Raw genomic sequence first — 26,463 nt, forward strand, 5'->3', positions numbered from 1 at the left:
CACTGTAGAGCGCTCTCCGAGGGCGGGGTCGAACCCGGCCGAGGTCAGCCGTAGACGCCGAACTCGTACAGCGAGTAGCCCCAACCGGTCCCCCGCGCGGTGCCGTTGACGCGCACGTAGCGGCCCGCCCCGGTGACGTCGAAGTCGTCGATGCCGCCGTTGCCGTCGGACACGGTGCGCACCGTCTGCCAGTTCTGTCCGTCGTCGGAGGTCTGGATGGTGTACGCCTTCGCGTACGACGCCTCCCAGTACAGCTGGACGTGCCGGAAGGTGGTGCGGGCGCCCAGGTCGACCTGGAGCCACTGCGGGTCGCTCCAGTCACTGGCCCAGCGGGTGGCGGGATTGCCGTCGACCGCGTTGGCGGCGGTGCAGGGACAGTCGCCGTAACTCGCCTGGTAGGACGAGGCGGTGGCCGGTCTCCCCTGCGCCAGATTGGTACCGGACGGCACCGGTGGGACGACGCGGACCGAGCGGGTCTCGACGCCGACGTTGCCCCGGCCGTCGGTGACCTTGACGTACATCTTCCAGACGCCGGGGCGGTCGGGTGCGGTCACCCTCAGCCGGCCGCCACCGAGGTCGGTGAAGGGCAGCGAGACCAGGTTCTTGCTCTGGTCGATGTACATGCTGTTGTCGAGGACCTCGTAGGAGAGTGGGTCTCCGTCGGGGTCGGTGGCCCTGACGTCCAGGACGAGGTCGTGTCCGGCCTGCACCTTGCCCGCGTCGCGCTCCACCGTCAGGTCGGAGATGGCGGGCGGGGTGTTGTCGTGCGTGGTGTCGCCGCCGTAGGCCTTCTTCACCGCGTAGTACGACAGGCGTTTCTGGCCCGCCGGCAGCAGGTTGAACCAGATGCCGCCGACGTCGTACTCGGTGCCGTAGTGGAACATCGTGGCGCCGAGCGCGACGCCCTTGTGTCCGGTGACGCAACTCCAGGCGTGGGTGTAGCCGTCGGCCTTGGCCCGGTCGGTGGGTTCGAGCGGGACGCCGTTGGCGTCGTCGGGGACCTCCCACTCGCCTGCCGGGCCGGTCTCGGTGACGATGTAGGGCTTGGTGTAACCCCCCTGCTCCCAGGCGGACTTGATGTCGCAGACCGCGTTGTAGGAGTTCACGGCGTACAGATCGAGGTCCGGCGCGTTCCTCTTGTAGTACGGCCATGCCCCCACCCAGGCGTCGGTGGACGTGACAGGGTGGTCGGGGTCGACGGCGTGAATCCTCTTGGTGATGTCGTTGACGAGTGTGGTGTAGGCGTCGCGCTGTCTCTCCAACTCATCGCCGCTGTAGCAGTTCTGCATGCCGAGGACGGACTCGTTGCCGACGTCCCACATGAGCACGCCGGGGTTGTCCTTGTAGGTCTGGACCCACTGGGGGAACTCGTCGAGCATCTGGTTCTTGTACGCCGTGTCGGTCACATAGTTCACGCAACCGCCACTGCCCGGGCCGCCGCCGGGTTGCAGCCAGAAGCCGGCGACGACCTTGATGCCGTGGGCGGCGGCGGAGTCGAACAGCGGCTTGCTGGTGGCGTCGGTGCCCCAGGTGCGGATGGTGTTGACGCCCATGGACTGCAGATCCGGCATGTACTTCTCGGCGTCGGCGACGCTCGGGCCCCAGGTCAGGCCCTTGATCTGGTACGGCCGTCCGTCCACCGTCAGCTGCCAGGCACCCTGGCCGCCGGTGACCTTGACGACGCTGCCGGCGGCCTGCGCCTGGGCGGCGGGCAGCGCGACGAGGAAGCCGGCGGCCAGGGCTCCGGCGGTGAGGGGTGCCGCGGCGCGGCGGGTTCTGGAGCGTGTGCGGGGTCGTGGGGTCATCGCTGCTGCTCCTCAGGGCAGTTCGTAGTGCTCGTCGAGTGCCGCGCCCGCCTCCGGCTGGGTCTCGTCGTAGCCGCGCGCGTCGCACTGCAGCCCACCGACGACGCAGTGGTCGACCAGCGCCTTGAGCGTGGGGGCGTCCCAGACGTTGAAGAAGTCGTAGTGGAAGGTGTGGCCCGCGCCGCTGGCCAGGCGCACCTTGGACATGTCGCCGTTGACGGGGAAGGCCATCTTGAACTCGATCATCGGCAGGGCCACCGGGTGGTCGGCCGGGCAGATGTTGTCGTTGGTGCCGGGCTTGACCACGGGGTAGGCCATGTGGCTCTTGTGGTCGGGTGTGTCGAGATACCGGCCGTCCCAGCAACTGGGCGCCTGGAAGCGGATGTTGAGCTGCACGTCGGCCCGGTTCGGGCAGGTCGCGGGGAACTCGGTGTTGAAGTAGCTGTCACCGCACTCCCAGCCCTCGACGAAGCCGGGGTGGTGGCGGAACTCGTCGGCGCTCTGCATCGGGCTGCCGACGACGAACCGCAGGCCCTTGGGGAAGGGCCGGACGCTGGTGTAGTCGGTGACGCCCGCTTTGTAGTAGATGACCTGCGGCCCCACCGGGAGGATCCGCTGGTCGCCGTTGTAGAGGGTGGGCATCCAGTACCCGGACCGGTCGCCGGGAGCCTTGCAGGTGGTGCCGCCGGCCTCGAGTGAGGCCGTCGTGCTGTAGGCGTCGGTGGTGGTGTTGCCCATGAAGGTGTGGTCGTGGGACGTGCCGGGCTGCTGCGGGTAGACGATCGGGTCGTCGGACCTGGTGTGGGTGACCGAGCAGTTGGCCTGGAACTCGTGGAAGTAGCGGTGCGGCGGGTCCTGTGTGGACGGTGTCACTCCGGTGACCGGCGGATCGGCGGGGATGTAGCCGTCGCCGTCCGGGTCCTCCGGTGAGGTGGCGACGGACGCCGCCATCGCGTGCCCGGAGTGGGTGGCCGCGAACGCCCGGGTGGCGGAGCTGTGCTGCGCGGGCGGGCCGGCGCTGACGGCCACGCCTCCTAATCCGAGCGAGGTCAGCAGGAACGCGCCGGTGATCAGCGTGACGGACAGGCCTTTCGATCTCCGTGACATGGAGACCTCCTCCTGTGCGGTGGGGGTCGGGAGCGCCGGATCGGATATGGGAGAGCGCTCTCCCGCCGAGGAGTGTTGAGGGCATGTCATCAAGATGTCAAGGGAGTCGACCGAAGTGGATCCGGAAAGATTTCAACTTCCGAAGGCTTGCCGAGAGTTGTGACTCATCAGTTAAATCAAGACGTGAACTAAGCGTCGGAGCGCAGCCCTCGGCGTGTCGATCCGCCTGCCGTCGGCGGCCTCACCTGTTCCTTCCCCACCACACCCGCAGGGACCTCCATGAGACTCAGATCCATGGGCGTCGTGCTCGCCGCCATGGCGGCGCTGCTCGCCCTCCCCGTGCCCCACCCGGCCGCAGCGGCCGAACTCCCCCTGTCCCAGGGCAGAACGGCGACCTCCTCCTCCGACGAGAACGCCGGCACACCGGCCGCCGACGCCGTCGACGGCGACACGGGCACCCGCTGGTCGTCGGCCGCGAGCGACACCCAGTGGCTGCAGGTCGACCTGGGCGCCACGGCAACCCTCTCGAAGGTCGTCCTCACCTGGGAGGCGGCCTACGGCAAGGACTACAAGATCCAGGCGTCCGCCGACGGCAGCACCTGGACCGACCTGACCTCCGTCACCGGCGGCGACGGAGGCACCGACAGCCTCGACGTCTCCGGACAGGGCCGCTACGTCCGGATGTACGGCCTCCACAGGGCCACCCAATGGGGCTACTCCCTCTGGGAGTTCCAGGTCTTCGGCACGTCCGGCACCGGCACGTCCTCGTGCGACACCGCGAACGCCGCGAAGGGCAGGCCGGCCACGGCGTCCTCCACCGAGAACGCCGGGACCCCCGCGTCCGCCGCCTTCGACGGCGACGCCGGCACCCGCTGGTCCAGCCAGGCCGCCGACCCGCAGTGGGTGCAGGTCGACCTGGGCTCGGTCACGTCCCTGTGCAAGGTCGACCTGACCTGGGAGGCCGCCTACGCCAAGGAGTTCCAGATCCAGGCCTCCACGGACGGCCAGAACTGGACCACCCTCAAGAGCGTCACCGGCGCGAGCGGGGGCACGGCCTCCTACGACGTCAGCGGGTCAGGACGGTATGTCCGCATCAACGGCACCGTCCGCGCCACGGGCTACGGCTACTCGCTGTGGGAGGTGGCCCTCCACACCGGAACCGGCGGCACCACTCCCCCGGTCCAGGGCGGCGGCGACCTCGGACCGAACGTCATCGTCGTCGATCCCAACACCCCGAATCTGCAGCAGAAGTTCGACGACGTCTTCGCCAAGCAGGAGTCGGCCCAGTTCGGCACCGGCCGCTATCAGTTCCTGCTCAAGCCCGGAACCTACAACGGCATCAGCGCGCAACTCGGCTTCTACACCTCGATCTCGGGACTGGGCCTCAACCCCGACGACACCCAGATCAACGGTGACATCACCGTCGACGCCGGCTGGTTCAACGGCAACGCCACGCAGAACTTCTGGCGTTCGGCGGAGAACCTCGCCATCACGCCGTCCAACGGCACCGACCGCTGGGCCGTCGCGCAGGCGGCCCCCTTCCGCCGCATCCACGTCAAGGGCGGCCTCAACCTGGCCCCGAACGGCTACGGTTGGGCCTCCGGCGGCTACATCGCCGACTCCAAGATCGACGGCACCGTCGGGCCGTACTCCCAGCAGCAGTGGTACACCCGCGACAGCTCCGTCGGCGGCTGGACCAACGGCGTGTGGAACATGACGTTCACCGGAGTACAGGGCGCCCCGGCGACCAACTTCGACTCGGGCCCGTACACCACCCTGGACACGACACCCGTCTCCCGCGAGAAGCCCTTCCTCTACCTCGACGGCAGCACCTACAAGGTGTTCGTGCCCGCCAAGCGCACCAACGCGCGCGGGGTGTCGTGGCCGGCGAACGCGGGCGCTTCCATCCCGCTGGACCAGTTCTACGTCGTCAAGCCGGGGGCCACCGCCGCCACCATCAACCAGGCGCTGGCTCAAGGCCTCAACCTGCTGTTCACGCCGGGTGTCTACCACCTCGACCAGACCATCGACGTCACCCGCGCCGACACCGTCGTCCTCGGACTGGGCCTGGCGACGCTCGTGCCGGACAACGGCATCGACGCCCTTCACGTGGCCGACGTCGACGGCGTGCGCCTCGCCGGCTTTCTCATCGACGCCGGCTCCGTCAACTCCGACACCTTGCTGCGGATCGGGCAGCCCGGCGCGAGTGCCGACCACTCGGCCGACCCGACCACCATGCAGGACGTGTTCGTCCGCATCGGCGGCGCCGGACCCGGCCTCGCCACCAACTCCGTCGTCGTCAACAGCGACGACGTCGTCATCGACCACACCTGGCTGTGGCGCGCCGACCACGGCACCGGCGTCGGCTGGGACACCAACCGCGCCGACTACGGCCTGCGCGTCAACGGCGACGACGTCCTGGCGACCGGGCTGTTCGTGGAGCACTTCAACAAGTACGACGTGCTGTGGAGCGGCGAACGCGGCCGCACGATCTTCTTCCAGAACGAGAAGGCCTACGACGCCCCGAACGCCGCCGCCATCACCCATGACGGCATCGTCGGCTACGCGGCCTACAAGGTCGCCGACACCGTGACCCAGCACGAGGCGTGGGGCGTGGGCAGCTACTGCAACTACACCGCCGATCCGTCGATCGTCCAGGCGCACGGCTTCCAGGTCCCGGTCACCGCCGGGGTGAAGCTGCACGACGTGCTGGTGATCTCCCTCGGCGGCAAGGGCCAGTACGCCCACGTCGTCAACAACGCCGGCGCCCCGACCTCGGGGACGAACACCGTGCCGTCGAAGCTGACGTCGTTCCCGTGACCGGCGGCGCGAGCGGCGCCTCGCACCGCTGACCGACTCCGGCCCCCGACTTGCCGTCGGGGGCCGGGAGTTGCCACCGGGGCCGCTGCAAGGGCAGAGTCACCAGCCGTGGCGATCTGTTTCGAGCTCGTGGTGAACTTCGGCGACGACGCCGAGGCGGCACAGGCCGCCGCCCGCGTCGACCCCCACCCCTGGGCGCTTCGCGCCGGCACCCACCGCATCCCCCTCCACCGGCCGCTGCTGACCAAGGCAGGCTCCTACTTCGAGCTCTCGATCCTGCCCGTGGCCGTCAGCTTGGGGTGCGGTCTGGACGGCAGCCTGCCCAGATTCCAGCTCACCGCGGCGGAGCTGACCGAACTGGGGCACCAACTCTACGAACTCCTCGCGCAGTTCCGCGGATACGTCGCCGCCAAGGTCGGCTGGGACCCGGAACCACTCGTGGACACCGCCGAGCTCAGAAGCGAGTGGTCGGACGAAGTCAACTTGACCCGGCCCTGAAGGACCGGGCTTGGAGGTAGTGCCCAGCTGGCTGCTGGGGTGGACTCCTCCGTCCAGACACCCCTATGGGGTGGCAGGGACGCGTGACTCACGTCCCGCATTCCACACACTCTCGCCACGGGTGGCGATGTTGTGGGAAGCATTCCGGTCGGCGTGGGCAACGACCCCGCACCCCCGGCAGATGAAACGCCCCTGGTCGACACGGTTGCGCTTGTCGACGTGGCCGCACTCGGCGCACGTCTGCGACGTGTACGCAGGATCAACGAAGACCACGGGCACACCGGCCCGCTTGGCCTTGTAGACGATGAAGTCTCCGAGCTGGGCGAAGGCCCAGGAGTGGAGTGCGACCCGTTGGGGCTTGCGGAGCCGTACCCGGTTGCGGATGCCCTTGAGTTCTTCGAGGGACAAGCCGCGCCCGGTGCGTTCAGCCTCGGTCACGATCGTCTTGGAGATGATGTGGTTCTGATTGGCGGCGTGCCGCGCCTCTTTGCGAGCACGGGCCTTGAGCCGCCGCTTGGCGCTCTTGGTGCGCTTCTTCTGGAGCTTGGCCCGCAGGGCAAGCTGCCGCTTGCGGTACCGGTTGAGCCCCCGCCCGGCCGCGAGGTAGCCGGTGGAGGCGGTGGCGATGTTCTCGATCCCGAGGTCCACGCCGATGAAGCCGTCCGGCTCGTAACTCTCGGCCTCGGGCACGTCGCAGGTGGCGACGAGGTAGAACACGCCGTCGCGCTCGATCAGGTCGGATTCGCCCTGCCGGTGCGCCTGGAGCACCTTGAGGGCGTCGATGCAGCAGGCGAAGCGGATGTTCTTGACCCGGCCGTCCAGGGTCCAGATGGACACGGTCCGCTGGTCGTACTGCCAGCTCAGGCATCGGTCGTCGTACGGCTGGGCGGCCTCGGGGCGAAAGGTGATGGGCTTGGACTCGGCCTTGCGCCGACGCCTGGAGCCTTCCTTGCCGAGGTTGCCGGCCCGGATGCTGGCCTTGAGCGTGGTGTACGAGTCGCGCACCTTCTTGATGACGTGCTGCGCGGCCTGCGCTCCCAGCCCACGGGCTTTGAGTTCGGCGTAGGTGTGCTTGCGCAGCGCGTACTCACGCGGCACGCCGTGCTCGAACGCCACCTCCGACACCCAGTTCGCGGCGTCATTGACCGTGCGCAGGGTGCGCTCAAGCGCGGATGCCTGCGCGGCATCCGGCATGAGCTTGACCTGCGTCACGATCTTCACAGGCGTGATCGTAGCATTGATCTATGTCACCACGCTGGGAGCCAAACCCCGATATCCGCAGGGGCCGTAGCGTTGTCTACACCCTGCACGCTCACTTGGTCTTTACCCCCAAGTACCGGCGCGGACCGTTCACCGACGAGATCCTTCGGCGGTGCGAAGAGGTCATGCGCGACGTGTGCACCGACTTCGGCGCGGAGTTGCGGGAGTTCAACGGCGAACGCGATCACGTCCATCTGCTCGTGCACTACCCGCCCAAGGTCGCCATTTCCCGGCTCGTAGGCTCCCTCAAGGGTGTCTCCGCCCGGCGCCTGCGGCAGGAGTTCCCCGGCCACATCCGCAAGTACCTGTGGGGTGAGCACTTCTGGTCGCCGTCCTACTTCGCCGCCTCGTGCGGAGGCGCCCCGCTCGCCGTCATCAAGGAGTACATCGAAAACCAGAAACGTCCCAGCTGAGGTCAATAATGCAGACCCGTGCGCCCGCGCCGGTCAGAGCAGCGTTAGGAAGCACTTCCTCCCGGGCGTGAACGCCCGGGGTTCCGCGCTAGATCATACTGAACGACGGCAGCCTCCACGGGCTCGTGCTCTGCGAGAAGCTGCACGCCGAACTCACCCCGAGCGCAGGCTACGAGACCTTCCGGCCCGGATACCGGTGGATTCCGTACCGCGGGGAGGAACCGAGCGACCTCACGGCCGACTGACGGCCGGTGGTCAACGTGCCGTCGACCGGCCCGTGCACCCGATCAGTTGGTGCTTCGCGGACCGGCGGCCGGCGTCGAAAGCGGACATCCCCTCGGTCACCGGCGTCCCGACGGCACCGACTCAGCCCCCGGCTGCACTGCTCCTTCGGCTGAGCACCACGAAGAGCACAAGACCCGCGACGGCCAGCACCAGTCCGGCGGCCAGGAAAGGGGCGGGGGCGTACTCGTCCGTGCAGGACTGCCCGCCGGCCACGGCACGGCAGACGTTCCCCGGACCGTCTCGGTTGAGATAGGCGAGGAGGAAGAGCGGCGCGGCCAGACCGGCCAACAGGCCGGCCACCGCGTTCCTCGGCCCCTTCCACAGCAGGAATCCCGCTGCCGCCACGGCCAGCAGCACCAGCGGCACACCCACCGTCAGAAGGGCGGCCAGCCCGACACCCGCGCACGCGCCCGACGCCAGCCAGCCCGCGAACCAGCACCAGCCGGCCACGCCTCCCCGGCCCCGCGCGACGTCCTGACGCACCATGCTGCCCGTCCCCCCTGAGACCGCGACATCGGACACCGACCGGTCCACGTCGTCTCCCAGCATCGCAGGTCCTCGGCCACGGCCTCCGGCTGCGGCGACGGTCGAGGAGGTGACGGTGCTCGACCGACGGACCGGCGCCTGTCCGGCCATGACGGACGGAGAGGGACCGTGCTGACCGAAGACGCTCACTGTGCGATGCTCGACACGTGACGTCACGGGAACAGCCGCCCGGGCGGGGGGCGTCGTCCGACTCCTCGGCCTTGGCGAAGGTGGTCGCGCGGCAGCGGGCCGAGATCGTCGACCTGCAGCGGGTCGCCGCGCTGATGCCGGTGCTGGAACGCGCCAAGGGCGCGGTGATGGTGCAGGACGGGTGTTCCGCGCAGGAGGCGTACGAAACGCTCCTCGAGCGCAGTGCCGCGGAGGGCCGGACCCTCGTCGAGGAGTGCTGGCTGACGCTGGGGGCCATCCGCCCGGCCCGCCGACGTCGCCGGCGCCGCCGGGAGACGGGCCGCGGCGGCTCGGTGTTCTCCTCCGATCAGTACCTGGTGCCGGCGGAGCCGCCCCCGCCGACGGCCGCCCCGGGCACCGACCGCGAGGCGACGCTGCTGCTGGGCAGGCTAGGACTGGGCCTGGCGAGCGTGGAGGACCGCCATGATCTCGCCCGCTGCCTGCTGGAGCACCTCTCCCACGGCGTCGAGGTGGGCGCCGTACTGATCTACGTCGGAACCGATGACGGCGTACGGCTGACGGGGCACGCGGGCATCGACGGCGTGGAGGCCGTCCGATGGCACCGGCTCACCGTCGGCGGCCGGTCCCCCGCCCGCGACCCGCTGCGCAGCCACCGGCCGCTGTGGTCGGAGGGGCCCGAGGCGTCCGAGGCGTACGCGGTGCCCGAGGACACCCTCTCCCGCTGGCCTTCCCGCGCCTGGCTGCCCGTGGACACGGGCGGCCAGGTCGACGAGGTCGTCACCGTGCTGCGCAGCACCGACCGGGCCTTCACACCCGCCGAGCGGGAACTGCTGGTGAGCGCGGTGCAACTGTGCGCCGGGCGGATGGCGACCCTGGATTCGGGGGTGCCCCGGCGAAAGCCGGCCGTGGAGAGCGTGCAGCAGATCTTCGACACCCTGCCGGGATCGGTGATCCTGCTCGCCCCGCTGTCCGCGCCCGACGGCACCGTGGAGGACTTCCGCATCGAGGCCGCGGCGCCCGACTCGGTGGACGTCGCCGGTCGCGCCGGCCGCCAGTTGATCGGACTGCGGGTGCTGGAGTGCTACCCGACGTTCGCCGGCACGCAGATGTGGAAGGGTTACCTGGACGTTCTGGCCACGGGCCGGCCGTTCGCCGGCGAGCCGTTCACCTACGAGGAGGTGGTGGCCGGCATCCCGCAGCACTCCGTCTTCTCCCTGCGGGTGGCCCGGCTCGGAGAGCACCTCGTCGTCTCCTGGATCCGGCACGACGTCGCGGCCCGGCAGGAGCAACGCCTCGCCGCCCTGCAGCGCTTGGGCAACCTCGGCTGGGCCGACTGGAACCTCGTCACCGACACCGTCAACTGGTCACCGCATGTGTTCACGATCTTCGACCGGGACCAGAGCCTCGGCCCCATGCGGCTGGAGCAACTGCCCGAATGCGTCCTGCCGGAGGATCTCCCCGAACTCACCTCGGCCGCCCAGCGGCTGCTGAGTGACGGCACCGCCATCGACCAGCCCTTCCGCATCACGACCCGCGCCGGAGTACGGCACCTGCGCATCGTCGCCGAAGCGATCGTCGACGCCGACGGCACACCGCTGGAGGTCCACGGCTTCTTCCAGGACCTCTCCGGCCAGCGCGACGCCGAACTCGCCCTGCTCAGCAGCGAGCGCGCGGTGTCCACCCAGCGCGGCCTGCTCCAGGCCGAGCGCAAGGTGGCCGCCCGCCTGCAGCAGGCCCTGCTTCCCCTGCCCACCGGTCCCGTCACGCTCGCCGGGCTGTGGACCAACGCCTTCTACCACCCCGCGGAACGGGGTATCAGCGTCGGCGGCGACTGGTACAGCGCCATCGAACTCCCCGACGGCGACGCGCTCTTCGTGATCGGCGACGTCATGGGGCACGGCATCAACGCCGTGGCGACCATGGCGCAACTGCGCTTCACGGCCAAGGGCATGATCATCACCGGGTCCAGTCTGACCGACGCACTCACGCGGCTGAACGCCCTGCTGATGCACATCCACTCACCCGGCGAGCGCCACACCACCGCGACCATGATCGTGGCGCGCTACCACCCCGCCGACCGCACACTCACCTGGGCCCAGGCGGGACACCTGCCTCCCGTCCTGGTCCGCGACGGCGAGGCCCACACCGTCGAACGCCCCACCGGCATCCTGCTGGGCGCCACCGCGACCCCGCGGTTCACCGAAGCCACCCTGCGGCTGCGGGAGGGCGATCATCTGCTGCTGTTCACCGACGGCCTGATCGAGCACCCCGGCCAGGACCTGTTGGCGGGCCTGGACGCCCTGGCCACCGCATCGACGACCGCACTGACCACCCGCCCGGACAGCCTGAGCCGCCTGCACGCCGCCTTGGCCCGCCCCGACCACCGGGACGACGTCTGCGCCCTCCACATCAGCCTGCCGCCGGTCTCACCGGAGGGGTGAGGGCACCGCCCGCACGGCCGTCATGCACCGACGCCGTGGGCGAGGAGGCTCTCGGCGGTCTCCGCCACGGTGTCCTCGATGGGACGCGCCCGCCATCCCAGCAGTCGCTCGGCCTTGGCACTCGTGGCGCCGAGATCCCGGCCGAGCTGGTGCCTGAGCAGTCGCAACTCCGGGTTCAGAACGCCCAGACCTCGAGCGAGCCACACGGGCAGCTCGCGGGTGGGGGCCTTCGCGGCGCGGTCCCCCAGGCGGGCACGGAGGATGCGCGCGATCTCGACGACGCTGAGACTGGGCCCGGCGACGGCGAGGAAGCGTTCACCGGCTGCCAGCGGATCGGTCATCGCCCGCAGGTGCAGATCAGCGACGTCTCGTACGTCGACGTAGCCCATGGCGAAGGGAGGGCACGCGGGCACCCGGCCTTCGAGCATCCTGCGCACCAGGCGCAGCGAGGGCGGATCGTCCGGGCCGAGCAACGGTCCGAGGACACCCACGGGATGAACCGCGGCCAGTTCCAGGCCGCCGCCCTCGTCCTCGACGAACTGCCAGGCGGCTCGCTCCGAGAGCGTCTTGGACCGCTGGTAGGGCGGGATGTCGGCGTCGACGTCGGTCCAGTCCTCCTCCGTGAACGGCGTCGACCGTCGAGGATGGCCGATCCCGACGGCGCCGAAGGCACTCGTCAGGACGACCCGGCGCACCCCGGCGTCACGGGCAGCCCGCAGAACCCGTACGACGCCTTCCCGTGCCGGGACGATCAACGCGTCGTCGTCCGCCGGTGTGCGACGCAGCGTCGGCGAGGCGACGTGCAGGACGAAATCGGAGCCGGCGACGGCATCGTCCCAGCCGTCAGGGTGTTCGAGATCGGCGCGTACGACGGTCAGCCGGTCGTCGTCGAACGGCGCAGCCGTGTGCAGCCACGAGCGCAGTGCCGGTTCCCGGCGCAGGTCGCGGACGGTGGTGCGGACGGTGTGGCCGGCGTCCAGAAGCGACAGGATGCACCGACTGCCGATGAATCCGGTGCCTCCGGTGACCAGTACCTGTGTCATGCGTGTCTCCTGTCTCGCGACACGTGGGGTGATCCGGCGGGCAACGGCAGCGGCGAGTGACGCCCTTTGCGGCGGCCGGGCCGATGACGAGGAGGGCAGGGCTGATCAGCGCCATGGAGCGGTGACGACCCGGCAAGGGGGCTCATGCGAGGGCCATTCCGGGGACGCGGCGGCGGATGGCCTCCAACTCGGCTTCGTCCGAGATGCCCTGCCAGTCGTGACGCGGCGTGTACGGGGCCTCCAGGGCACGTATCTCGTCATCGGAGAGGTCGACGTGAAGGGAGGCCACCGCCTCGTCGATCTGCCGGATCGAGCCGGCGCCGACCAGTGGCGCGGTGACGACCTCCTGACGTCGTAGCCAGGCGAGTGCGACCTGGGCACGGCTGACGCCGTGAGCGTCGGCGACGCGTCCGACGGCGTCGATGACCGCACGGTTGGACGCCTCCTGGTCGGGTGTGTAGAGCAGGTCCGCGTACGGGCCGTCCGTCTCGGAGCGCGCCGTCGAGCGGGCGTCGTCCCACGCGCGGGCCAGGCGGCCGCGCGCCAGGGGCGACCAGATGACTGTGCCGACGCCCTCGTCCAGGCACAGCGGGATCATCTCGCGCTCCTCCTCTCGGGCCAGGAGGTTGTAGTGGTCCTGCATGGACACGAATCGCGCCCAGCCGTTCTGCTTCTGCAGGTGCAGGGCCTTCGCGAACTCCCAGGCGTGCATGGAGGAGGCGCCGAGGTAGCGGACCTTTCCGGCCCTGACGAGGTCGCTGAGTGCTTCGAGCGTCTCCTCCCAAGGGGTGGAGTGGTCGTTGCGGTGGATCTGGTAGAGGTCGATGTAGTCGGTCCCGAGGCGGCGCAGCGAATGATCGACCTCGGTCATGATCGCCTTGCGTGACAGACCCCGCCCGTTCGGACCCAGCCGCATCGGATGGCGCAGCTTCGTGGCGATGACCACGGCGTCGCGGTCGGCGAAGTCCTTCAGTGCGCGACCGAGGATCTCCTCGCTGGAACCGTTCGAGTACATGTTCGCGGTGTCGAAGAAGTTGATGCCCGCCTCCAGCGCGTGCCGGATGAGCGGCCGCGCCTCCTGCTCGCCCTTGGACCACACGGGGTGTCCCCGGTCGGGCTCGCCGTAGGTCATCGCGCCGATCGCGATCGGTGACACGTCCATGCCTGTCGTGCCCAGCTTGATGTAGTGCATGACGTCCGCCTAAAGTAAGTGGAGAACTCTCCGAATAACCGTAGTGGAGAGCTCTCCACTTAGCAACTCCGCTTGGCAAGGTGAGGTCCTGTGGTTCGTTCGGACGCCCGCGAGAACCGGGCACGCATCCTCGCGGCCGCCCGCGAGGCACTCACGGAGGACGCCGGCGTCTCGATGAACCAGATCGCCCAGCGCGCCGGCGTCGGCGCGGGCACGCTGTACCGCAACTTCCCCACCCGAGAGGCGCTGCTCCTGGCCGTCTACCAGGACGAAGTGGAGCGCATCACCGCCACCGTGCCCGACCTGCTGTTCCACATGCCGCCACTGGAAGCGCTCCGCCACTGGACCACCGACCTCGTCGAGGCGATGCGGAAGAAGCACGGCCTCGGCGACGCCCTCAGCGCCGGTGCCCACCAGGCCATGGCCGAGCAGAGCTACGGCCCCGTCATCGCCGCTCTCACCCAGCTCCTCGACGCGGGGAAGGAGAACGGCACCATCCGCCGCGACGCCGACCCCGCCGACTTCCTTCAGCTCACCGGCGCCCTCTGGCGCGCCTCCTCCACCCCCGAGGACCGCGCTCCCCACATGCTGACGCTCATCCTGGACGGCCTTCGCGCGCGCTAGCCGCCGTACCGGCTGTCGGGGCACCGGAGGCTAGGACGACTGTCGCTCGGCTCGCTGCCGGACCAGTTCCTCCACCGCTGTGGGCAGCGTGGTCTCGAAGTCGATCAGCTTCGCCCAGGTCGGTGTGATGACGATGCGGACCATGCCGTCGTAGAGCGAGCGCACCTCCGCCTCCCACTCCACCCGCTGCTCGGGAGTCATCCGGTAGCTGCCGTTCATCTGCAGATACTCCTCCGGGATGCCGTCGACGACGTCCAGTTCGGCACGGCCGCGGAGGAGCAGGATCTCGGGCGGGTGCACCTCGGTGTCGATCGTCAGCGCGACCTGCGGATTGCGGCGCAACGAGGGCAGCTTCGGCGCGTTCTTCGTGGTGCACAGAACGATCTGTGCACCGTTCCAGGTGAACGCGATCGGGATGTTGCGGGGCGTGCCGTCCTTGGCGACGTAGGCCAGGCGGGTCACGTCGCGAGCGAGCAGTTCCTGACTGGCCGGACGGCTCAGGATCTCGGTGATCTCCCGCTGCTCCATGGTCCACACTCCCGTGGTCGGTTCCTTCGAGCCGCCGTCCGGCCGCTCGCACCCCTGGGACGCAGCAGGCGGGACGTTCTCGACATCCACGGCGCACACAAAAAGGGGGACCGTGCGCAGATTCGGTGTGGTGCACAAGCATCGGTCAGGAGTTGAGAGACTGGCCGGCATGGACATCGCTCGCAGGAACAACGTCACCGTCACGGGCAACCCGCACGGGCGGACGGTCGTACTGGCCCACGGATTCGGGTGCGACCAGAACATGTGGCGGTCGACCGTTCCCGCGCTGGCCCCGGAGTACCGGGTCGTTCTGTTCGACTACGTCGGATCGGGCCGTTCGGAGCTGTCCGCCTTCTCCCCGGACCGGTACGCCTCCTTGCAGGGCTACGCCCAGGACGTCATGGAGGTGTGTGATGCGCTCGACCTGCGTGATGCCGTGTTCGTCGGGCACTCGGTCAGTGCGATGATCGGTGTACTGGCCGCCGACATGGCTCCCGAGCGGATCGGCGCACTCGTGATGGTCGCCCCGTCCCCGCGCTACATCGATGACGACGGCTACCGAGGCGGGTTCAGTGCGCAGGACATCGAGGAATTGCTGGGATCGCTGGAGTCGAACTATCTCGGCTGGTCGGCGGCGATGGCTCCGGTGATCATGGGGAATCCGGAGCGCCCCGAACTCGGCGCGGAACTGGAGAACAGCTTCTGCGCCACGGACCCGGACATCGCGCGTGTCTTCGCCCGCACCACGTTCCTGTCCGACTCCCGCGACGATCTGAAGACGGTGCGGGTGCCCACGCTCGTGCTGGAGAGCGCCCAGGACGCCATCGCCCCCCGTGAGGTCGGCGCCTTCGTCCATGCGGCGATCCCCGGCTCGACGCTGGTCACGCTCGACGCCATCGGGCACTGCCCGCACCTCTCGGCGCCCGAGGCCACCAACCAAGCCCTCCTGGAGTTTCTGGCGGCCCTGCGATGATGTGCCGCTCCGGACAGCACCCGGACCAGCCCGACCCCTGCGACCCCCGGCACTCCGACGGCGAGGCGACGGCGAACGCGGCGTTCGCGGCACTGCTGGAGGACAGCGCCGAGGAACTGTACGAGTCCGCGCCCTGCGGCTATCTGTCCACACTCATGGACGGCACCATCGCGAAGATCAACGCGACGCTGCTGGACTGGCTCGGCCTGGCGCGTGAGGCGGTGGTGGGCAGGATGCGGTTCAGCGACCTGCTGACCGTGGGCGGCAGGCTCTACCACGAGACGCACTTCGCGCCGCTGCTGCAGATGCAGGGCTCGATCAACGGCATCGCCCTGGACCTCCGACACGCCGACGGCGACCGCATACCGGTCCTCGCCTCCTCGGTGGTCAAGTACGGCAGCATGGGCAAACCCCTGCTGATCCGCACCACCCTCTTCGACGCCCGGGACCGCCGCGCCTACGAGGAGGAGTTGCTGCGGCGCCGTGCGGTGGCCGAGGAGGCCCGCCGGCAGGCGGAGGCCGACCGCGCCCGGCTCCAGGACGCCCTCGCCGTGCTCCAGCGGTCGCTGCTGCCCGACACCCTCCCGCTCATCCCGGGACTGGACACGGCCGCGTACTACCACACCGCCTCGCCCGACGAACTCGGCGGCGACTTCTACGACATCTTCCCCGTGGACGGCAAACGCTTCGCCTTCTTCCTGGGCGACGTGTGCGGCAAGGGCCCGCAGGCCGCCGCGCTCACCTCGCTGACCCGCTACACCCTGCGGGCAGCCGCCCTGCACGAGCCCGACCCCCGGTCCACCCTGACCACGCTCAACAAGGTGCTGCACGAGCGCTACGCCGCCGGCGGCGACCCGCGCTACTGCACCGCGATCTTCGGCATCCTCGAGATCGACGAGTCCACGGGCCAGGTCTTCGTGCAGCTGGCCTCCGGCGGCCATCCACCCGTGATGATCCTGCGCGCCGACGGCACCGCCGAGTACCTTCCGACCCCGGGAGGTCTCCTCATCGGCGTCCTTCCCGAGGCCCCCTTCACCGCGACCGCCACCACGCTCTGCCCCGGCGACACCCTCCTGCTCTACACAGACGGCCTGACCGAAGCCCGTACCGGCACGGACCGCTCCAGCCTGTACGGCGAGGACGCCCTGCTCGACTTCGGCACCCGGCACGCCGGTGCCCCCGCTCACGACCTCGTCCAGGCCCTGACCGCGTTGCTCGACGGTTTCGGCGACGGGCTGGACGACGACACCGCCCTGCTCGCCCTCGGCGTACCCGCGCGCCCCGCCGCCCGCCCGACGACAAGAAGCCGCCCATGACCCCGCTGAAGATCACCGTCCGAGACGCCTCCACCGGTCCCGTCTGGGAGATCAGCGGCGCGCTCGACTACATCACCGCCCCGGAGCTGCGCGAACAGCTCACCACTCTCACGATCCGGCCGGGCCAGCGTCTGGTCCTGGACCTGGCCGGCATGGACTTCTGCGACTCCAGCGGCATCACGGCCCTCATCACCGCGCACAACCACACCCAGGCCGCCGAGGCCGACCTCGCACTCGCCGCGGTCCCCCCGAACACGGTCCGCGTCCTGCGGATGGTCGGCCTCGACCAGGTCATCCCCCTCTATCCCGACACCGACGCCGCCACCCGCCCGTGACCGGCGGATGACCGTTGACGCCCTGTGCCGCCGCGGGTTTCCCCGGCGGCGCTCCGGCAGTGCCTGAACAGCCTCCGGTCCCGCCGGTGACCGCTCCCGGCGCCGCGGCGCTCTGATGCGTGAGCCGCCCTCCCGGATTTCCGGTCGCCGCGCTGTCCGGTATTCGCCGTCCTCCGCTCCTTGATCGCATCGGGCACCTTTTCGCATGCCTTGAGTTCCGCGTCATGGGTACGCAGTCGTGGCGCAGCCCCATCGGGCGCGCGGAGAAGGGAGCGACATCGTGCCGGACCGCGTTCGACCTTCGCTGTCCGGGCGGTTCACTCCGCTGACACGCGCCCGGTGTGCGAGTGATCGAGCCGTGAGACGTTGGCAGCCGTAGGCCCGATGTCGGCGGATTCGGGCATGTTTCGCCCGTCGAGGCGCACCCGCCAGTCCTGAGTGATCCCCCCACGCGCTAGGCCACGGTGACCGTGGCCGGTGAAGAGCAGAGGAATCGATACATCGATGAATCAGCCCAACCCCCTCAAGCGGGCAGCAGAGAAAGTAACCGAAGCCGTCCAGGGCGGCGACTCCGGACCGGAGGACGGGATCCCGGGGAAGCCGGGTGCCGAGTCCCCGTCGGTCGCCGAGCCGACCGAGCCCCGCGAGCCGCTGCCGCCGAAGCCGGACCAGAGCGGCCCGGAGACCATGTCCCCGACGGGGCAGCCGACCGGTGACGCCCAGGCGCGCATGGCCCAGTCCGGCGCCTATCTGACCGACGCCCAGGGCACGCGGCTGTACGACACCGACCACTCCCTCAAGGCGGGTCCGCGCGGGCCCGTCCTGCTGCAGGACCACCACCTGCGCGAGAAGGTCATGCACTTCGACCACGAGCGCATCCCGGAGCGCGTGGTCCACGCCCGTGGCGCGGCGGCGCACGGCATCTTCCGCGGCTACGGCACCGCGGCCTCCGTGACGAAGGCGGCGTTCCTCGCCAAGGACGTGGAGACACCGGTCTTCGTACGGTTCTCCACGGTCCTGGGCTCGCGGGGTTCGGCCGACACCGTGCGGGACACGCGGGGTTTCGCGACCAAGTTCTACACCGACGAGGGCGTCTTCGACCTGGTCGGCAACAACATGCCCGTCTTCTTCATCCAGGACGCGATCAAGTTCCCGGACGTCATCCACGCGGGCAAGCCGCATCCGGACCGGGAGATCCCGCAGGCCCAGAGCGCGCACGACACCTTCTGGGACTTCGTCACCCTGCACACCGAGGCCACCCATCACACGCTGTGGAACATGTCCGACCGGGGCATCCCGCGGTCGTACCGGATGATGGAGGGCTTCGGCGTCCACACCTTCCGGCTGGTCGCGGCCGACGGCTCGACGACGCTGGTGAAGTTCCACTGGAAGCCGAAGCTGGGCGTGCACTCCCTGGTCTGGGAGGAGGCGCAGATCGCGGGCGGCGTCGATCCGGACTTCCACCGCCGCGACCTCGCCGACGCCATCGAGGCGGGCGCCTACCCGGAGTGGGAACTGGGCATCCAGACCTTCCCCGACACCCCGGAGCAGACCTTCGAGGGCATCGACCTGCTGGACCCGACGAACCTCGTGCCGGAGGAACTCGCCCCCGTGCAGCCGATCGGGCTGCTGACGCTCAACCGCAATCCGTCGAACTACTTCGCCGAGACCGAGCAGGTCGCCTTCCACGTCGGCCATCTCGTCCCGGGCATCGACATCACCGACGACCCGCTGCTCGCCGGGCGCCTGTTCTCCTACCTGGACACGCAGATCACCCGGCTGGGCGGCCCCAACTTCCCGCAGCTGCCCATCAACCGTCCGCACTCCCCTGTCAACGACATGCTGCGCGACGGCATGCACCAGACGGCGGTGCACCGGGGCGTGGCGCCGTACCGGCCCAACTCCCTCGACGGGGGCTGCCCGTTCATGGCGGGAGCGGACGCGGGCGCGTACATCGAGACCCCGGTGCGCGTACCGGAGGCGACGAAGGTGCGCGAGGCCCCCGAGTCGTTCGCCGACCACTTCAGCCAGCCCCGCCGGTTCTGGCTGAGCATGAGCCCGGTGGAACGCGAGCACATCATCGCCGCGTACACCTTCGAACTCGGCAAGTGCTACGAGCAGGCCGTCAAGGAGCGTGCGCTCCAGGTCCTGGCGAACATCGACCCCGAGCTGTGCGAAGGCGTCGCGGAGGGCCTCGGCCTGCCGGCGCCGAAGGCGAGCCTGCCGCTGGTGGAGGTCGAGCCGAGCCCGGCGCTCTCCCAGGTGGGTCACACCTGGCCGGGGGACGGCCGCATCGTCGGCATCGTGACCGGTCCGGACGGGGATCTGGACGCCGTACAGGCGCTGCGCGAGGCCATCCTGGAGGCCGGCATGGTCCCGCTGGTCGTCGCGCCCAAGGGCGGCGTCCTGGGCTCGGGCGACGCGGCGGTGACGGTGCAGCGGACGTACGCCACCGCGCGCTCCGTCGAGTTCGACGCCCTGCTGGTGGCCGGGCTGCCCGGGGTCGGCGGCGACGCGTTCGGCGCTCGCGACGTGAAGGCCCGGCCTTCGGGCGCGGCGGTCGCCGCGGCCGATCCCCGGGTCGGTGTGCTGCTGTCGGAGGCGTTCCGGCACGGCAAGGCGATCGGTGTCTGGGCCGGCGGCGAGAGCGCCCTCGGCGCGGCCGGCGTCCCCGGTGACGCGCCGGGTGTCGTGGTCGCCGACAGCGGGACGGCCGCGCTGGAGCAGGTGCGGGAGCTCATGGGCGCCCACCGGGTGTGGGAACGCTTCGTGGCCGCCTGACCGGTGCCCACCGGGGCCGGGCGGGAATGCGTTCCCGCGCCCGCCTCGCCCCGGTGGCCGCCGCGGCTCTGGGCCGGTTCAGGCCGTGTGCTGGTACGACGGGTAGGTGAGGTATCCCGCGTCGCCCCCCTGGTAGTAGGTGCTCTCGTCGACCGGCGCGATGGGGACGCCGGTGCGCAGACGCTCCACGAGGTCGGGGTTGGCGATGAACGCGCGGCCGAAGCTGATGAGTTCGGCCCCCAGCTCAAGCCAGCGGTCGGCGTCGGTGCGCCCGGTCTGCTTCGGGCCCATGGGAAGCACCGGGTTGACGACGAGGGTGCCCGGCCAGACGCGGCGCAGGGCGAGCAGTACGTCGTCGTCCGCGGTGGCCTCCAAGTGAACGTAGGCCAAGTTCAGTTGAGCGAGTTCGGTCAGCAGCGCGGTGTAGAGCCCGGGCACGTCGCTCTCCTCGACCCCCCAGAACGTGCCGCCCGGCGAGAGGCGGATGCCGGTCCGGGCGCCGCCGATGGCGTCGACGGTGGCGGACACGGCCTCGACGGCGAACCGGATCCGGTTGGTGATCGAACCTCCGTAGCGGTCCGTGCGCAGGTTGGCGTTGGAGGAGAGGAACTGCGAGATCAAGTAGCCGTTGGCGCCGTGCAGTTCCACGCCGTCGAAGCCCGCGTCGACGGCGCGCACGGCCGCCTCGGCGTACGACCGGGCCTGCTCGGGCACCTCGGCGCTCTCCAGCGCACGGGGTACCGGGGCGGGCTGCGGGCCGGTCGGGGTGAACACCTCACCGACGGCGGCGACGGCCGACGGTGCGACGGGCCGCGATCCGGTGGTGTCCGGGTGGGAGACGCGGCCGCTGTGCATGAGCTGGGCGAAGATCCGCCCGCCGTTGGCGTGTACGGCGGCGGTCACCGGGCGCCAGGCGGCGACCTGTTCATCGGTGTGCAGTCCCGGGGTGCCCGGACTCGACTGCCCGAGGATGCTGGGCTGCACGCCCTCGGACACGATCAGCCCGGCCGTCGCCCGCTGGGCGTAGTAGGTCGCCATCGACGCCGTGGCCAGCCCGCCGGCGGCGGCACGGACGCGTGTCATCGGGGCCATCACCACGCGGTTGGGCAGCGTCAGGTCCCCGAGCCGGTAGCTGTCGAAAAGGGTCGTCACGTCATGACTCCATCTGGGTCCGCCGTGCCCGGATCTCGGGCACGGCGGTTACGCTAAAACCTCACATGGATGTCAGGGGCAAGGCCGTGTGGCTCAGGTCACAGCCGGGGAGGTCGACAGTGCGCATCGGCGAACTCGCGTCACGGACGGGAGTCAGCATCCGCTCCCTTCGCTACTACGAGGAACAGGGCCTGCTGAGCAGCTCGCGCAGTGCGAGCGGTCAACGGCACTACACCGAGGAGGAGGTCGACAGGGTCGCGTTCATCCAGCGGCTGTACGCGGCCGGCCTGTCCAGCCGCACCATCGCCGAACTGCTGCCGTGCGTCGACACACCGAGCGAAGAGCACTCCGACGCCGCACTGGAGCGGATGGCCGAGGAGCGCGACCGGCTCTGCGCACACATCACCGACCTCGTCCGCACCCGGGACGCGCTCGACGAGTTGATGACCAGGGCCCGCCGGCACCGCGAGACGCTGCATACGGTCATGGCCGAGTGACCGCCTCCTCCCGCCGCGCTATGCCGCCGGGCGGGGTACCCAGACGGCGGCGTGGAACGGGCCGTTGGCCGTGACCGGGTCGGCGGGCGGAAGGGCGGCGCTGCCCGCGACGACGCCTCGCGCGTTGATCTGTGCCGCCGAGGAGTTGAGGCCGCCGAGGGAGTCCAGGTAGGTGAAGTCGCCGTTGTCGACGCGGGCGACGAAGGCGAACGAGTTGGGCGCGAAGTTGTCGCCGACGACGACGTTCCGGGCGATCTGCCGGACCTCGGTGACACCGCGCCCGGACCCGATCATCGTGATCTCGTGCGTCGTGAGGTCGTAGGCGCTGGAGAGCAGGCCGTCGCCGCCGACCACCGTGGTTCCGCTGACCAACTGGGCGGTGAGGAGCCGTGGCCCCAGGTCCGTGCGAATGCCGGTGCGGAGGTCGTAGGCGTATCCGGCCAGGGAGCCGGTGGCCGTTCGGGACCGGCCCACCACTATCGAGCCGCTGATGTCGTTGGCGGTGCTGGTACTTCCGCCGAGGGTGCCGAGATCGGTCGTCGTCCCGGTGCGCAGGTCGTAGGCGAAGCCGTGCGTGGTGGACGCGGGCGTGTCCGGCAGGGTGGAAGTGCTCACGACGAGCGGGCCGTCGACGGCCGCCGCGCTGCTGCGGCCCGACGGTCCTGCGAGGCTGCCGAGGTCGGTCATGGTGCGGGTGCGCACGCTGTACGCGAACGCGTGGCTGACCGTGTCGCCGGGCAGCGACGACGTCCCCACCACGATGTCGCCGTCGAGTCCGGTGATGTCGGTGCGGCTTCCGCCGAGGGTTCCGATGTCCACCATCCGGCGGGTGCGGAGGTCGTAGACGAATCCGTGAGCGGGTCCGTTCGGCGAGAGGTCCGACCGGCCGACGACGAGATTCCCCTCCACGCCGGTCGCTCGGCTGGAGCCCCCCAAGGTGCCCAGGTCGGTCATGGCGTGCCTGCGCAGGTCGTACGCGAAGGCGTGTTCAGCGGCATCGCCGCCGGTCAGTGAGGTCCCGACGACGGTCCTGCCGTCGATCGCGGTCGCCTGGCTGCGGGTGCCGCCCAGCGTGCCGAGATCGTGCACGGCGTACCGCACGGACCCCGCCGCGGGCCCGGCCGGCGACGAACCGGCCCCGTACGCCGGACCGGCTCCGACGGCGAGCAGCCCCGCAGCCGCCAGAGCCCCCACACGTACACGTACACGTCTGCGCATGATTCCCCCCCTGAGACGATCCGTCGCCCGGCACGGCCTTCACTTCTACAGGAGTTCCGAACACCCAAACAGCGCCCGATCGGCCACGGTCGGGCACCGCCCTGCTCCCTCGGGTAGGCAGGCTCAACAATCCCTGAAATTGGTTGGGTTAAGACCGCCGATGCGGGGCAACAGCGTGATGAGTGAACCGGTCACCGCCCTGCAAGGGCCGACGGAGCCGGATCACCACCTGCGAGGTTGCGGCACCCCCCCCCCGCCGCAGAACCTCGCAGCGGCGGTCCTTGCGGCACACGGTACGAGAGGCTCCCCCACCTCGACTCCTCCGCAAGGGCCGCCGCTCTCATGACAGCCGGACCCGACGCCTCCGTTCGGTGCGTCGCGCCTTCTTCCCCGGTGACTGTCGGTCATGCGTGACGACGCATTCGAGAGACAAACCGCACATCCCCCACAGAAATCCGCCGCCGCGGGGTAACCGATAGCGAAGAGAGGCAGCAAGGCCGATTGTTGCCGTTTGACAATAATGGTGGTGAGGCAACAAAGTGACGGTGGCGGAAGTACGCGGGGAAGGACCTGGAATGCTCCGGTGGACGGAGACCACTCCGTGTGCTGGTCACCCTCGTCGCACGGTGGCGAAGACACCTGGGGCGCGAGGAGTGGCTCAGGCGATCGCTCAGGCGGTCTGGCTGCGCGGATCAGACGTGCCCTCGTGTATCTGTGCCGCCGCGGCATCGCAGAACGCCTCCAGCCCCTCCAACAGGGCGATCCGCTTCGCGACGGGCATATCCGCGAGGACGGACCGCAGCTCCCGCTCCCTGCGGGTACGCAGGTCGGCGAGGTACGCGCGCCCCCGGCCGCTCAGGTGCAAGCGCACCTCCCGCCGGTCCTCCGCGCTCACCACACGCTCGACGAACCCGGCGGCCACGAGCCGGTCGCACAGCCGGCTGGTGGACGGCGGGGTCGAGGCGAGGGACTCGGCGAGCGAGCGCAGGTTGATGCCGTCATGGTGCTCAAGGATGTGCAGCACGCGCAGCTGGGACGCGGAGGTGGGCGCGGTCGAGGCCCGACCCCACACCACTTCCAGCAACTCGGCGGCCGTGGTGGTCACGCGGGCCACCTCGTCGGGCTCGGTGCGGCGGCGGAAGGCAGTCACGATCACACTCTCGCAGGCACTGGGGTGCCTGCCAGCGTACTAGGCGCTGTTTCTCGGATCTCCCTCCCTGGGTGGGGTGTTGAGGGCAGGCTGACTCCATGGGACGCGGAGATCTGACGAATGCGGAGTGGGATCGGCTGGAGTCGTTCTTACCTCGCGGTGGTGCACGTGGGGGCCGGTGGAGCGATCACCGACGGGTGATCAACGGTGTGCTCTACCGGGTCCGCACGGGGGTCCAGTGGCGGGATCTGCCGGAGCGATTCGGGCCGTGGGAGACCGTCTACAAACGCCATCGCCGCTGGTCAGCGGACGGGACCTGGCAGATGCTGCTGTCGAAAGTGCAGACAGCCGAGGACGCCGCGGGCCACATCGACTGGGAGGTGTCCGTGGACTCCACGGCGGTGCGGGCTCACCAGCACGCCGCCGGCGCGAGGAAGGCACCGCCCCCCGCGGACCCTCAAAGGGGGGCCCTTCCGCGGACGAACCAGGTCGATTCGGTTCTTCGGAAACTGGCCGTCCGGCTGGAGGAGGTGGTCCAATCGGCGAGTGTCTGGGACGCTCCCGCGGCGGCTTCACCACCAAGATCCACCTCGCAGCCGACGGACGATGCCGGCCCCTCGCCCTCCTCCTGACACCCGGACACTACGGTGACGGCCCCCAACTGCAGCCCGTCCTGGAGCAGGTGTCGGTGCCCCGCAACGGCGTCGGCCGACCGCGCAGCCGACCCGACCACGTCCTGGCCGACAAGGCCTACACATCCCGCGACAACCGCCGCTACCTGCGACGACGCGGCATCTCGCACACCATCCCCGAACGACTCGACCAACGCAGACACCGACGCAGCCGCGGTTCCCAAGGCGGCCGTCCCACCGGATTCGACCGCGAACGCTACAAGAAGCGCAACACCGTTGAGCGTGCCATCAACCGCCTCAAAGGCTTCCGCGCCGTCGCCACACGCTACGACAAACGGGCCTACACCTACCTCGGCACAGTCACCCTCGCAGCACTCACCATCTGGCTCCGCACATGATCCGAGAAACAGCGCCTAGGCCCGACCGCGGGCCACAGCTCACCAGGGCGATCGACGCGGCTCCACGGGGAGTTCGGTGCAGCGACGCCCGGGGAAAGGCAGGTGCATTTTCCATCATGAAGAGATTCGTGGCCGTTGAGCGCGCCCTGCGCACAGCGGCTCCCCACGCGCTCCTGGACGCCGTCCGCTCCGTACTGGTCGAGCAGTACGGCGCCCACGACGTCGAGTTGTTCATGGCCGACTACAGCCTGACCGTGCTGCAGCCGGTGTCGGTGCTGCCGCACACCCTGGAACCGGTGTCCGTGCACAGCAGCCCGGCCGGCCGGGCCTTCGGCTCGCAGACGCCCTACCGCGAGCAGCTGCGCAACGGGCTGGTGCGTCTGCACCTGCCGGTCAGCGTCCGCGGCGACCGCCTCGGCGTGCTGTCGGTCACGTTGCCCGAACGCGATGCCACGCCCGAGTGGGAGGCCGAGCTGGCCGAGGTCGCCAACGTGCTGGGCTACCAGGTGATCGTCGCCGAACGCGACACCGACGTGTACCTCCAGGCCCGGCGCAAGGACCGGCTGACCCTGGCCGCCGAGATGCAGTGGCAGCTCCTGCCCGGCCGCTCCTGCTCGCGGCCCGAGTACGACCTCGGCGCCCAGCTGGAGCCCGCCTACGCGATCTTCGGTGACAACTTCGACTGGTCCAGCACCGTCGACCACCTGATGCTGTACGTCACCAACGGGATGGGCGAGGGCATAGAGGCGTCCCTGCTGACGAACCTGGCCATCAACGCCCTGCGCAACGCGCGGCGGGCCGGTCTGTCCCTCGCCGACCAGGCGGCCCTGGCCGACCAGGCGGTCTACGCCCACTACCAGGGGCGCTGCTACCTGTCCGTCCTGATGTTCGACTTCGATCTGGCCAGCGGCCGCGCACGCGTAGTGGACGCCGGCTCTCCCCAGCTGCTGAGGCTACGCGCCGGCACGGTGGAGCCTGTGAACTTCGACGCACAGCTGCCGCTGGGCATGTTCGAGGAGACCGACTACGTGGCCCAGGACTTCGACGTCGAGCCCGGGGACCGCCTCGTGTTCGTCAGCGACGGGGTCCACGCCGTCGCCGACCCCAAGGGCGAGCCCTATGGAGAGGCCGCCCTGGCGCGGGCCATCCAGGCCACCCGGCTGCTGTCCGCGGCCGAGGTGCCGCGCGCCATCCTGCGGGAGCTGACGGGTCACCGCGGGGCTGCGATGGCGAAGGACGACGCACTGGTCGTGTGCCTGGACTGGCGCGGCCGGGCACCGGAGCGGTGACCGCGGAGCCTGTCGACGGGCGGCGAGCGGT

Annotated in this window: 22 protein-coding genes; 12 read left to right on the plus strand and 10 right to left on the minus strand. The window is 70.0% G+C overall.

The genetic code is table 11. The annotated features are described in order from the left end of the window. Window positions 1–44: 44 nt before the first annotated feature. Both LN251_RS38220 and LN251_RS38225 read right to left on the minus strand, forming a co-directional pair. Window positions 45–1,805, minus strand: coding sequence for a discoidin domain-containing protein (locus LN251_RS38220; protein ID WP_458248751.1), 1,761 nt, complete (start codon window positions 1,803–1,805; stop codon window positions 45–47). Between the two features lie 12 nt (window positions 1,806–1,817). Further along, window positions 1,818–2,912 carry a DUF1996 domain-containing protein gene (locus LN251_RS38225; RefSeq protein WP_458248752.1) on the minus strand — a complete coding sequence of 365 codons (1,095 nt, stop codon included), beginning with the start codon at window positions 2,910–2,912 and terminating at the stop codon, window positions 1,818–1,820. A gap of 279 nt (window positions 2,913–3,191) precedes the next feature. Here LN251_RS38225 and LN251_RS38230 point away from each other — a divergent pair, with 279 nt between their 5' ends. Further along, window positions 3,192–5,732: a discoidin domain-containing protein gene (locus tag LN251_RS38230; RefSeq protein ID WP_458248753.1), complete on the plus strand. Its 2,541-nt coding sequence runs from the start codon at window positions 3,192–3,194 to the stop codon at window positions 5,730–5,732. Between the two features lie 108 nt (window positions 5,733–5,840). Further along, window positions 5,841–6,230 (plus strand): hypothetical protein, encoded by a 390-nt coding sequence (locus LN251_RS38235; protein WP_458248754.1) that lies wholly within the window; start codon window positions 5,841–5,843, stop codon window positions 6,228–6,230. A gap of 63 nt (window positions 6,231–6,293) precedes the next feature. Here the strand turns inward: LN251_RS38235 and LN251_RS38240 are convergent, their stop codons facing one another. Next, on the minus strand, window positions 6,294–7,424 hold the full coding sequence (locus tag LN251_RS38240) for an RNA-guided endonuclease InsQ/TnpB family protein (protein ID WP_458249489.1): 1,131 nt from the start codon (window positions 7,422–7,424) through the stop codon (window positions 6,294–6,296). Window positions 7,425–7,474: 50 nt separating this feature from the next. On the opposite strand from LN251_RS38240, the gene tnpA reads away from it, so the two are divergent. Continuing rightward, window positions 7,475–7,903, plus strand: coding sequence for an IS200/IS605 family transposase (gene tnpA, locus LN251_RS38245; RefSeq protein ID WP_458248388.1), 429 nt, complete (start codon window positions 7,475–7,477; stop codon window positions 7,901–7,903). Window positions 7,904–8,269: 366 nt separating this feature from the next. Here tnpA and LN251_RS38250 read toward each other — a convergent pair whose 3' ends face one another. Further along, window positions 8,270–8,674, minus strand: coding sequence for a hypothetical protein (locus LN251_RS38250; protein WP_458248755.1), 405 nt, complete (start codon window positions 8,672–8,674; stop codon window positions 8,270–8,272). A 206-nt stretch (window positions 8,675–8,880) separates the two neighbouring features. On the opposite strand from LN251_RS38250, the gene LN251_RS38255 reads away from it, so the two are divergent. Then, entirely contained in the window at window positions 8,881–11,304 is a 2,424-nt protein-coding gene (locus LN251_RS38255) for a SpoIIE family protein phosphatase (RefSeq protein WP_458248756.1), read from the plus strand. Window positions 11,305–11,324: 20 nt separating this feature from the next. Here LN251_RS38255 and LN251_RS38260 read toward each other — a convergent pair whose 3' ends face one another. Both LN251_RS38260 and LN251_RS38265 read right to left on the minus strand, forming a co-directional pair. Beyond that, window positions 11,325–12,347, minus strand: a complete 1,023-nt coding sequence (locus tag LN251_RS38260) for an SDR family oxidoreductase (protein WP_458248757.1) — start codon at window positions 12,345–12,347, stop codon at window positions 11,325–11,327. A gap of 142 nt (window positions 12,348–12,489) precedes the next feature. Then, window positions 12,490–13,539: an aldo/keto reductase gene (locus tag LN251_RS38265; protein WP_458248758.1), complete on the minus strand. Its 1,050-nt coding sequence runs from the start codon at window positions 13,537–13,539 to the stop codon at window positions 12,490–12,492. Between the two features lie 90 nt (window positions 13,540–13,629). On the opposite strand from LN251_RS38265, the gene LN251_RS38270 reads away from it, so the two are divergent. Then, window positions 13,630–14,163, plus strand: a complete 534-nt coding sequence (locus LN251_RS38270) for a TetR/AcrR family transcriptional regulator (RefSeq protein ID WP_458248759.1) — start codon at window positions 13,630–13,632, stop codon at window positions 14,161–14,163. A 30-nt stretch (window positions 14,164–14,193) separates the two neighbouring features. Here the strand turns inward: LN251_RS38270 and LN251_RS38275 are convergent, their stop codons facing one another. After that, on the minus strand, window positions 14,194–14,691 hold the full coding sequence (locus LN251_RS38275; protein ID WP_458249512.1) for a pyridoxamine 5'-phosphate oxidase family protein: 498 nt from the start codon (window positions 14,689–14,691) through the stop codon (window positions 14,194–14,196). Window positions 14,692–14,860: 169 nt separating this feature from the next. Between LN251_RS38275 and LN251_RS38280 the strand changes: the two genes are divergently transcribed. From LN251_RS38280 to LN251_RS38295, 4 genes are all read left to right on the plus strand, one after another. Beyond that, window positions 14,861–15,664 carry an alpha/beta fold hydrolase gene (locus LN251_RS38280; protein WP_249839152.1) on the plus strand — a complete coding sequence of 268 codons (804 nt, stop codon included), beginning with the start codon at window positions 14,861–14,863 and terminating at the stop codon, window positions 15,662–15,664. Further along, window positions 15,664–16,980, plus strand: coding sequence for a PP2C family protein-serine/threonine phosphatase (locus tag LN251_RS38285; protein ID WP_458249513.1), 1,317 nt, complete (start codon window positions 15,664–15,666; stop codon window positions 16,978–16,980). The genes LN251_RS38280 and LN251_RS38285 overlap by 1 nt, the downstream gene beginning before the upstream one ends. Continuing rightward, window positions 16,977–17,315 carry an STAS domain-containing protein gene (locus tag LN251_RS38290; RefSeq protein WP_458248760.1) on the plus strand — a complete coding sequence of 113 codons (339 nt, stop codon included), beginning with the start codon at window positions 16,977–16,979 and terminating at the stop codon, window positions 17,313–17,315. Before LN251_RS38285 ends, LN251_RS38290 begins: the two co-directional genes overlap by 4 nt. A 504-nt stretch (window positions 17,316–17,819) precedes the next feature. Beyond that, window positions 17,820–20,096, plus strand: a complete 2,277-nt coding sequence (locus LN251_RS38295; RefSeq protein ID WP_458248761.1) for a catalase — start codon at window positions 17,820–17,822, stop codon at window positions 20,094–20,096. Between the two features lie 78 nt (window positions 20,097–20,174). Here LN251_RS38295 and LN251_RS38300 read toward each other — a convergent pair whose 3' ends face one another. After that, a complete protein-coding gene (locus LN251_RS38300) occupies window positions 20,175–21,248 on the minus strand; it encodes an alkene reductase (protein WP_458248762.1) in 1,074 nt (357 codons plus the stop codon). Between the two features lie 119 nt (window positions 21,249–21,367). Here LN251_RS38300 and LN251_RS38305 point away from each other — a divergent pair, with 119 nt between their 5' ends. Then, complete coding sequence (locus LN251_RS38305; RefSeq protein ID WP_458248763.1) at window positions 21,368–21,745, plus strand: MerR family transcriptional regulator; 378 nt, start codon at window positions 21,368–21,370, stop codon at window positions 21,743–21,745. 18 nt (window positions 21,746–21,763) lie between these two features. On the opposite strand, the gene LN251_RS38310 is transcribed toward LN251_RS38305, so the two are convergent. Both LN251_RS38310 and LN251_RS38315 read right to left on the minus strand, forming a co-directional pair. Beyond that, a complete protein-coding gene (locus LN251_RS38310; RefSeq protein ID WP_458248764.1) occupies window positions 21,764–22,963 on the minus strand; it encodes a hypothetical protein in 1,200 nt (399 codons plus the stop codon). 670 nt (window positions 22,964–23,633) lie between these two features. Next, window positions 23,634–24,119 (minus strand): MarR family transcriptional regulator, encoded by a 486-nt coding sequence (locus LN251_RS38315; protein ID WP_458248765.1) that lies wholly within the window; start codon window positions 24,117–24,119, stop codon window positions 23,634–23,636. A 92-nt stretch (window positions 24,120–24,211) separates the two neighbouring features. Here LN251_RS38315 and LN251_RS38320 point away from each other — a divergent pair. Further along, window positions 24,212–25,143, plus strand: a protein-coding gene (locus LN251_RS38320; protein WP_458248283.1) for an IS5 family transposase whose coding sequence is annotated in 2 segments (ribosomal slippage) — window positions 24,212–24,544 and window positions 24,547–25,143 — 930 coding nt in all. Because the reading frame shifts where the segments join, the coding sequence is not laid out codon by codon here. A 116-nt stretch (window positions 25,144–25,259) separates the two neighbouring features. Continuing rightward, window positions 25,260–26,432 (plus strand): PP2C family protein-serine/threonine phosphatase, encoded by a 1,173-nt coding sequence (locus LN251_RS38325; protein ID WP_458248766.1) that lies wholly within the window; start codon window positions 25,260–25,262, stop codon window positions 26,430–26,432. The last annotated feature ends 31 nt before the right edge of the window (window positions 26,433–26,463 follow it).

The organism is Streptomyces sp. MAI_2237 (genome assembly GCF_054189285.1).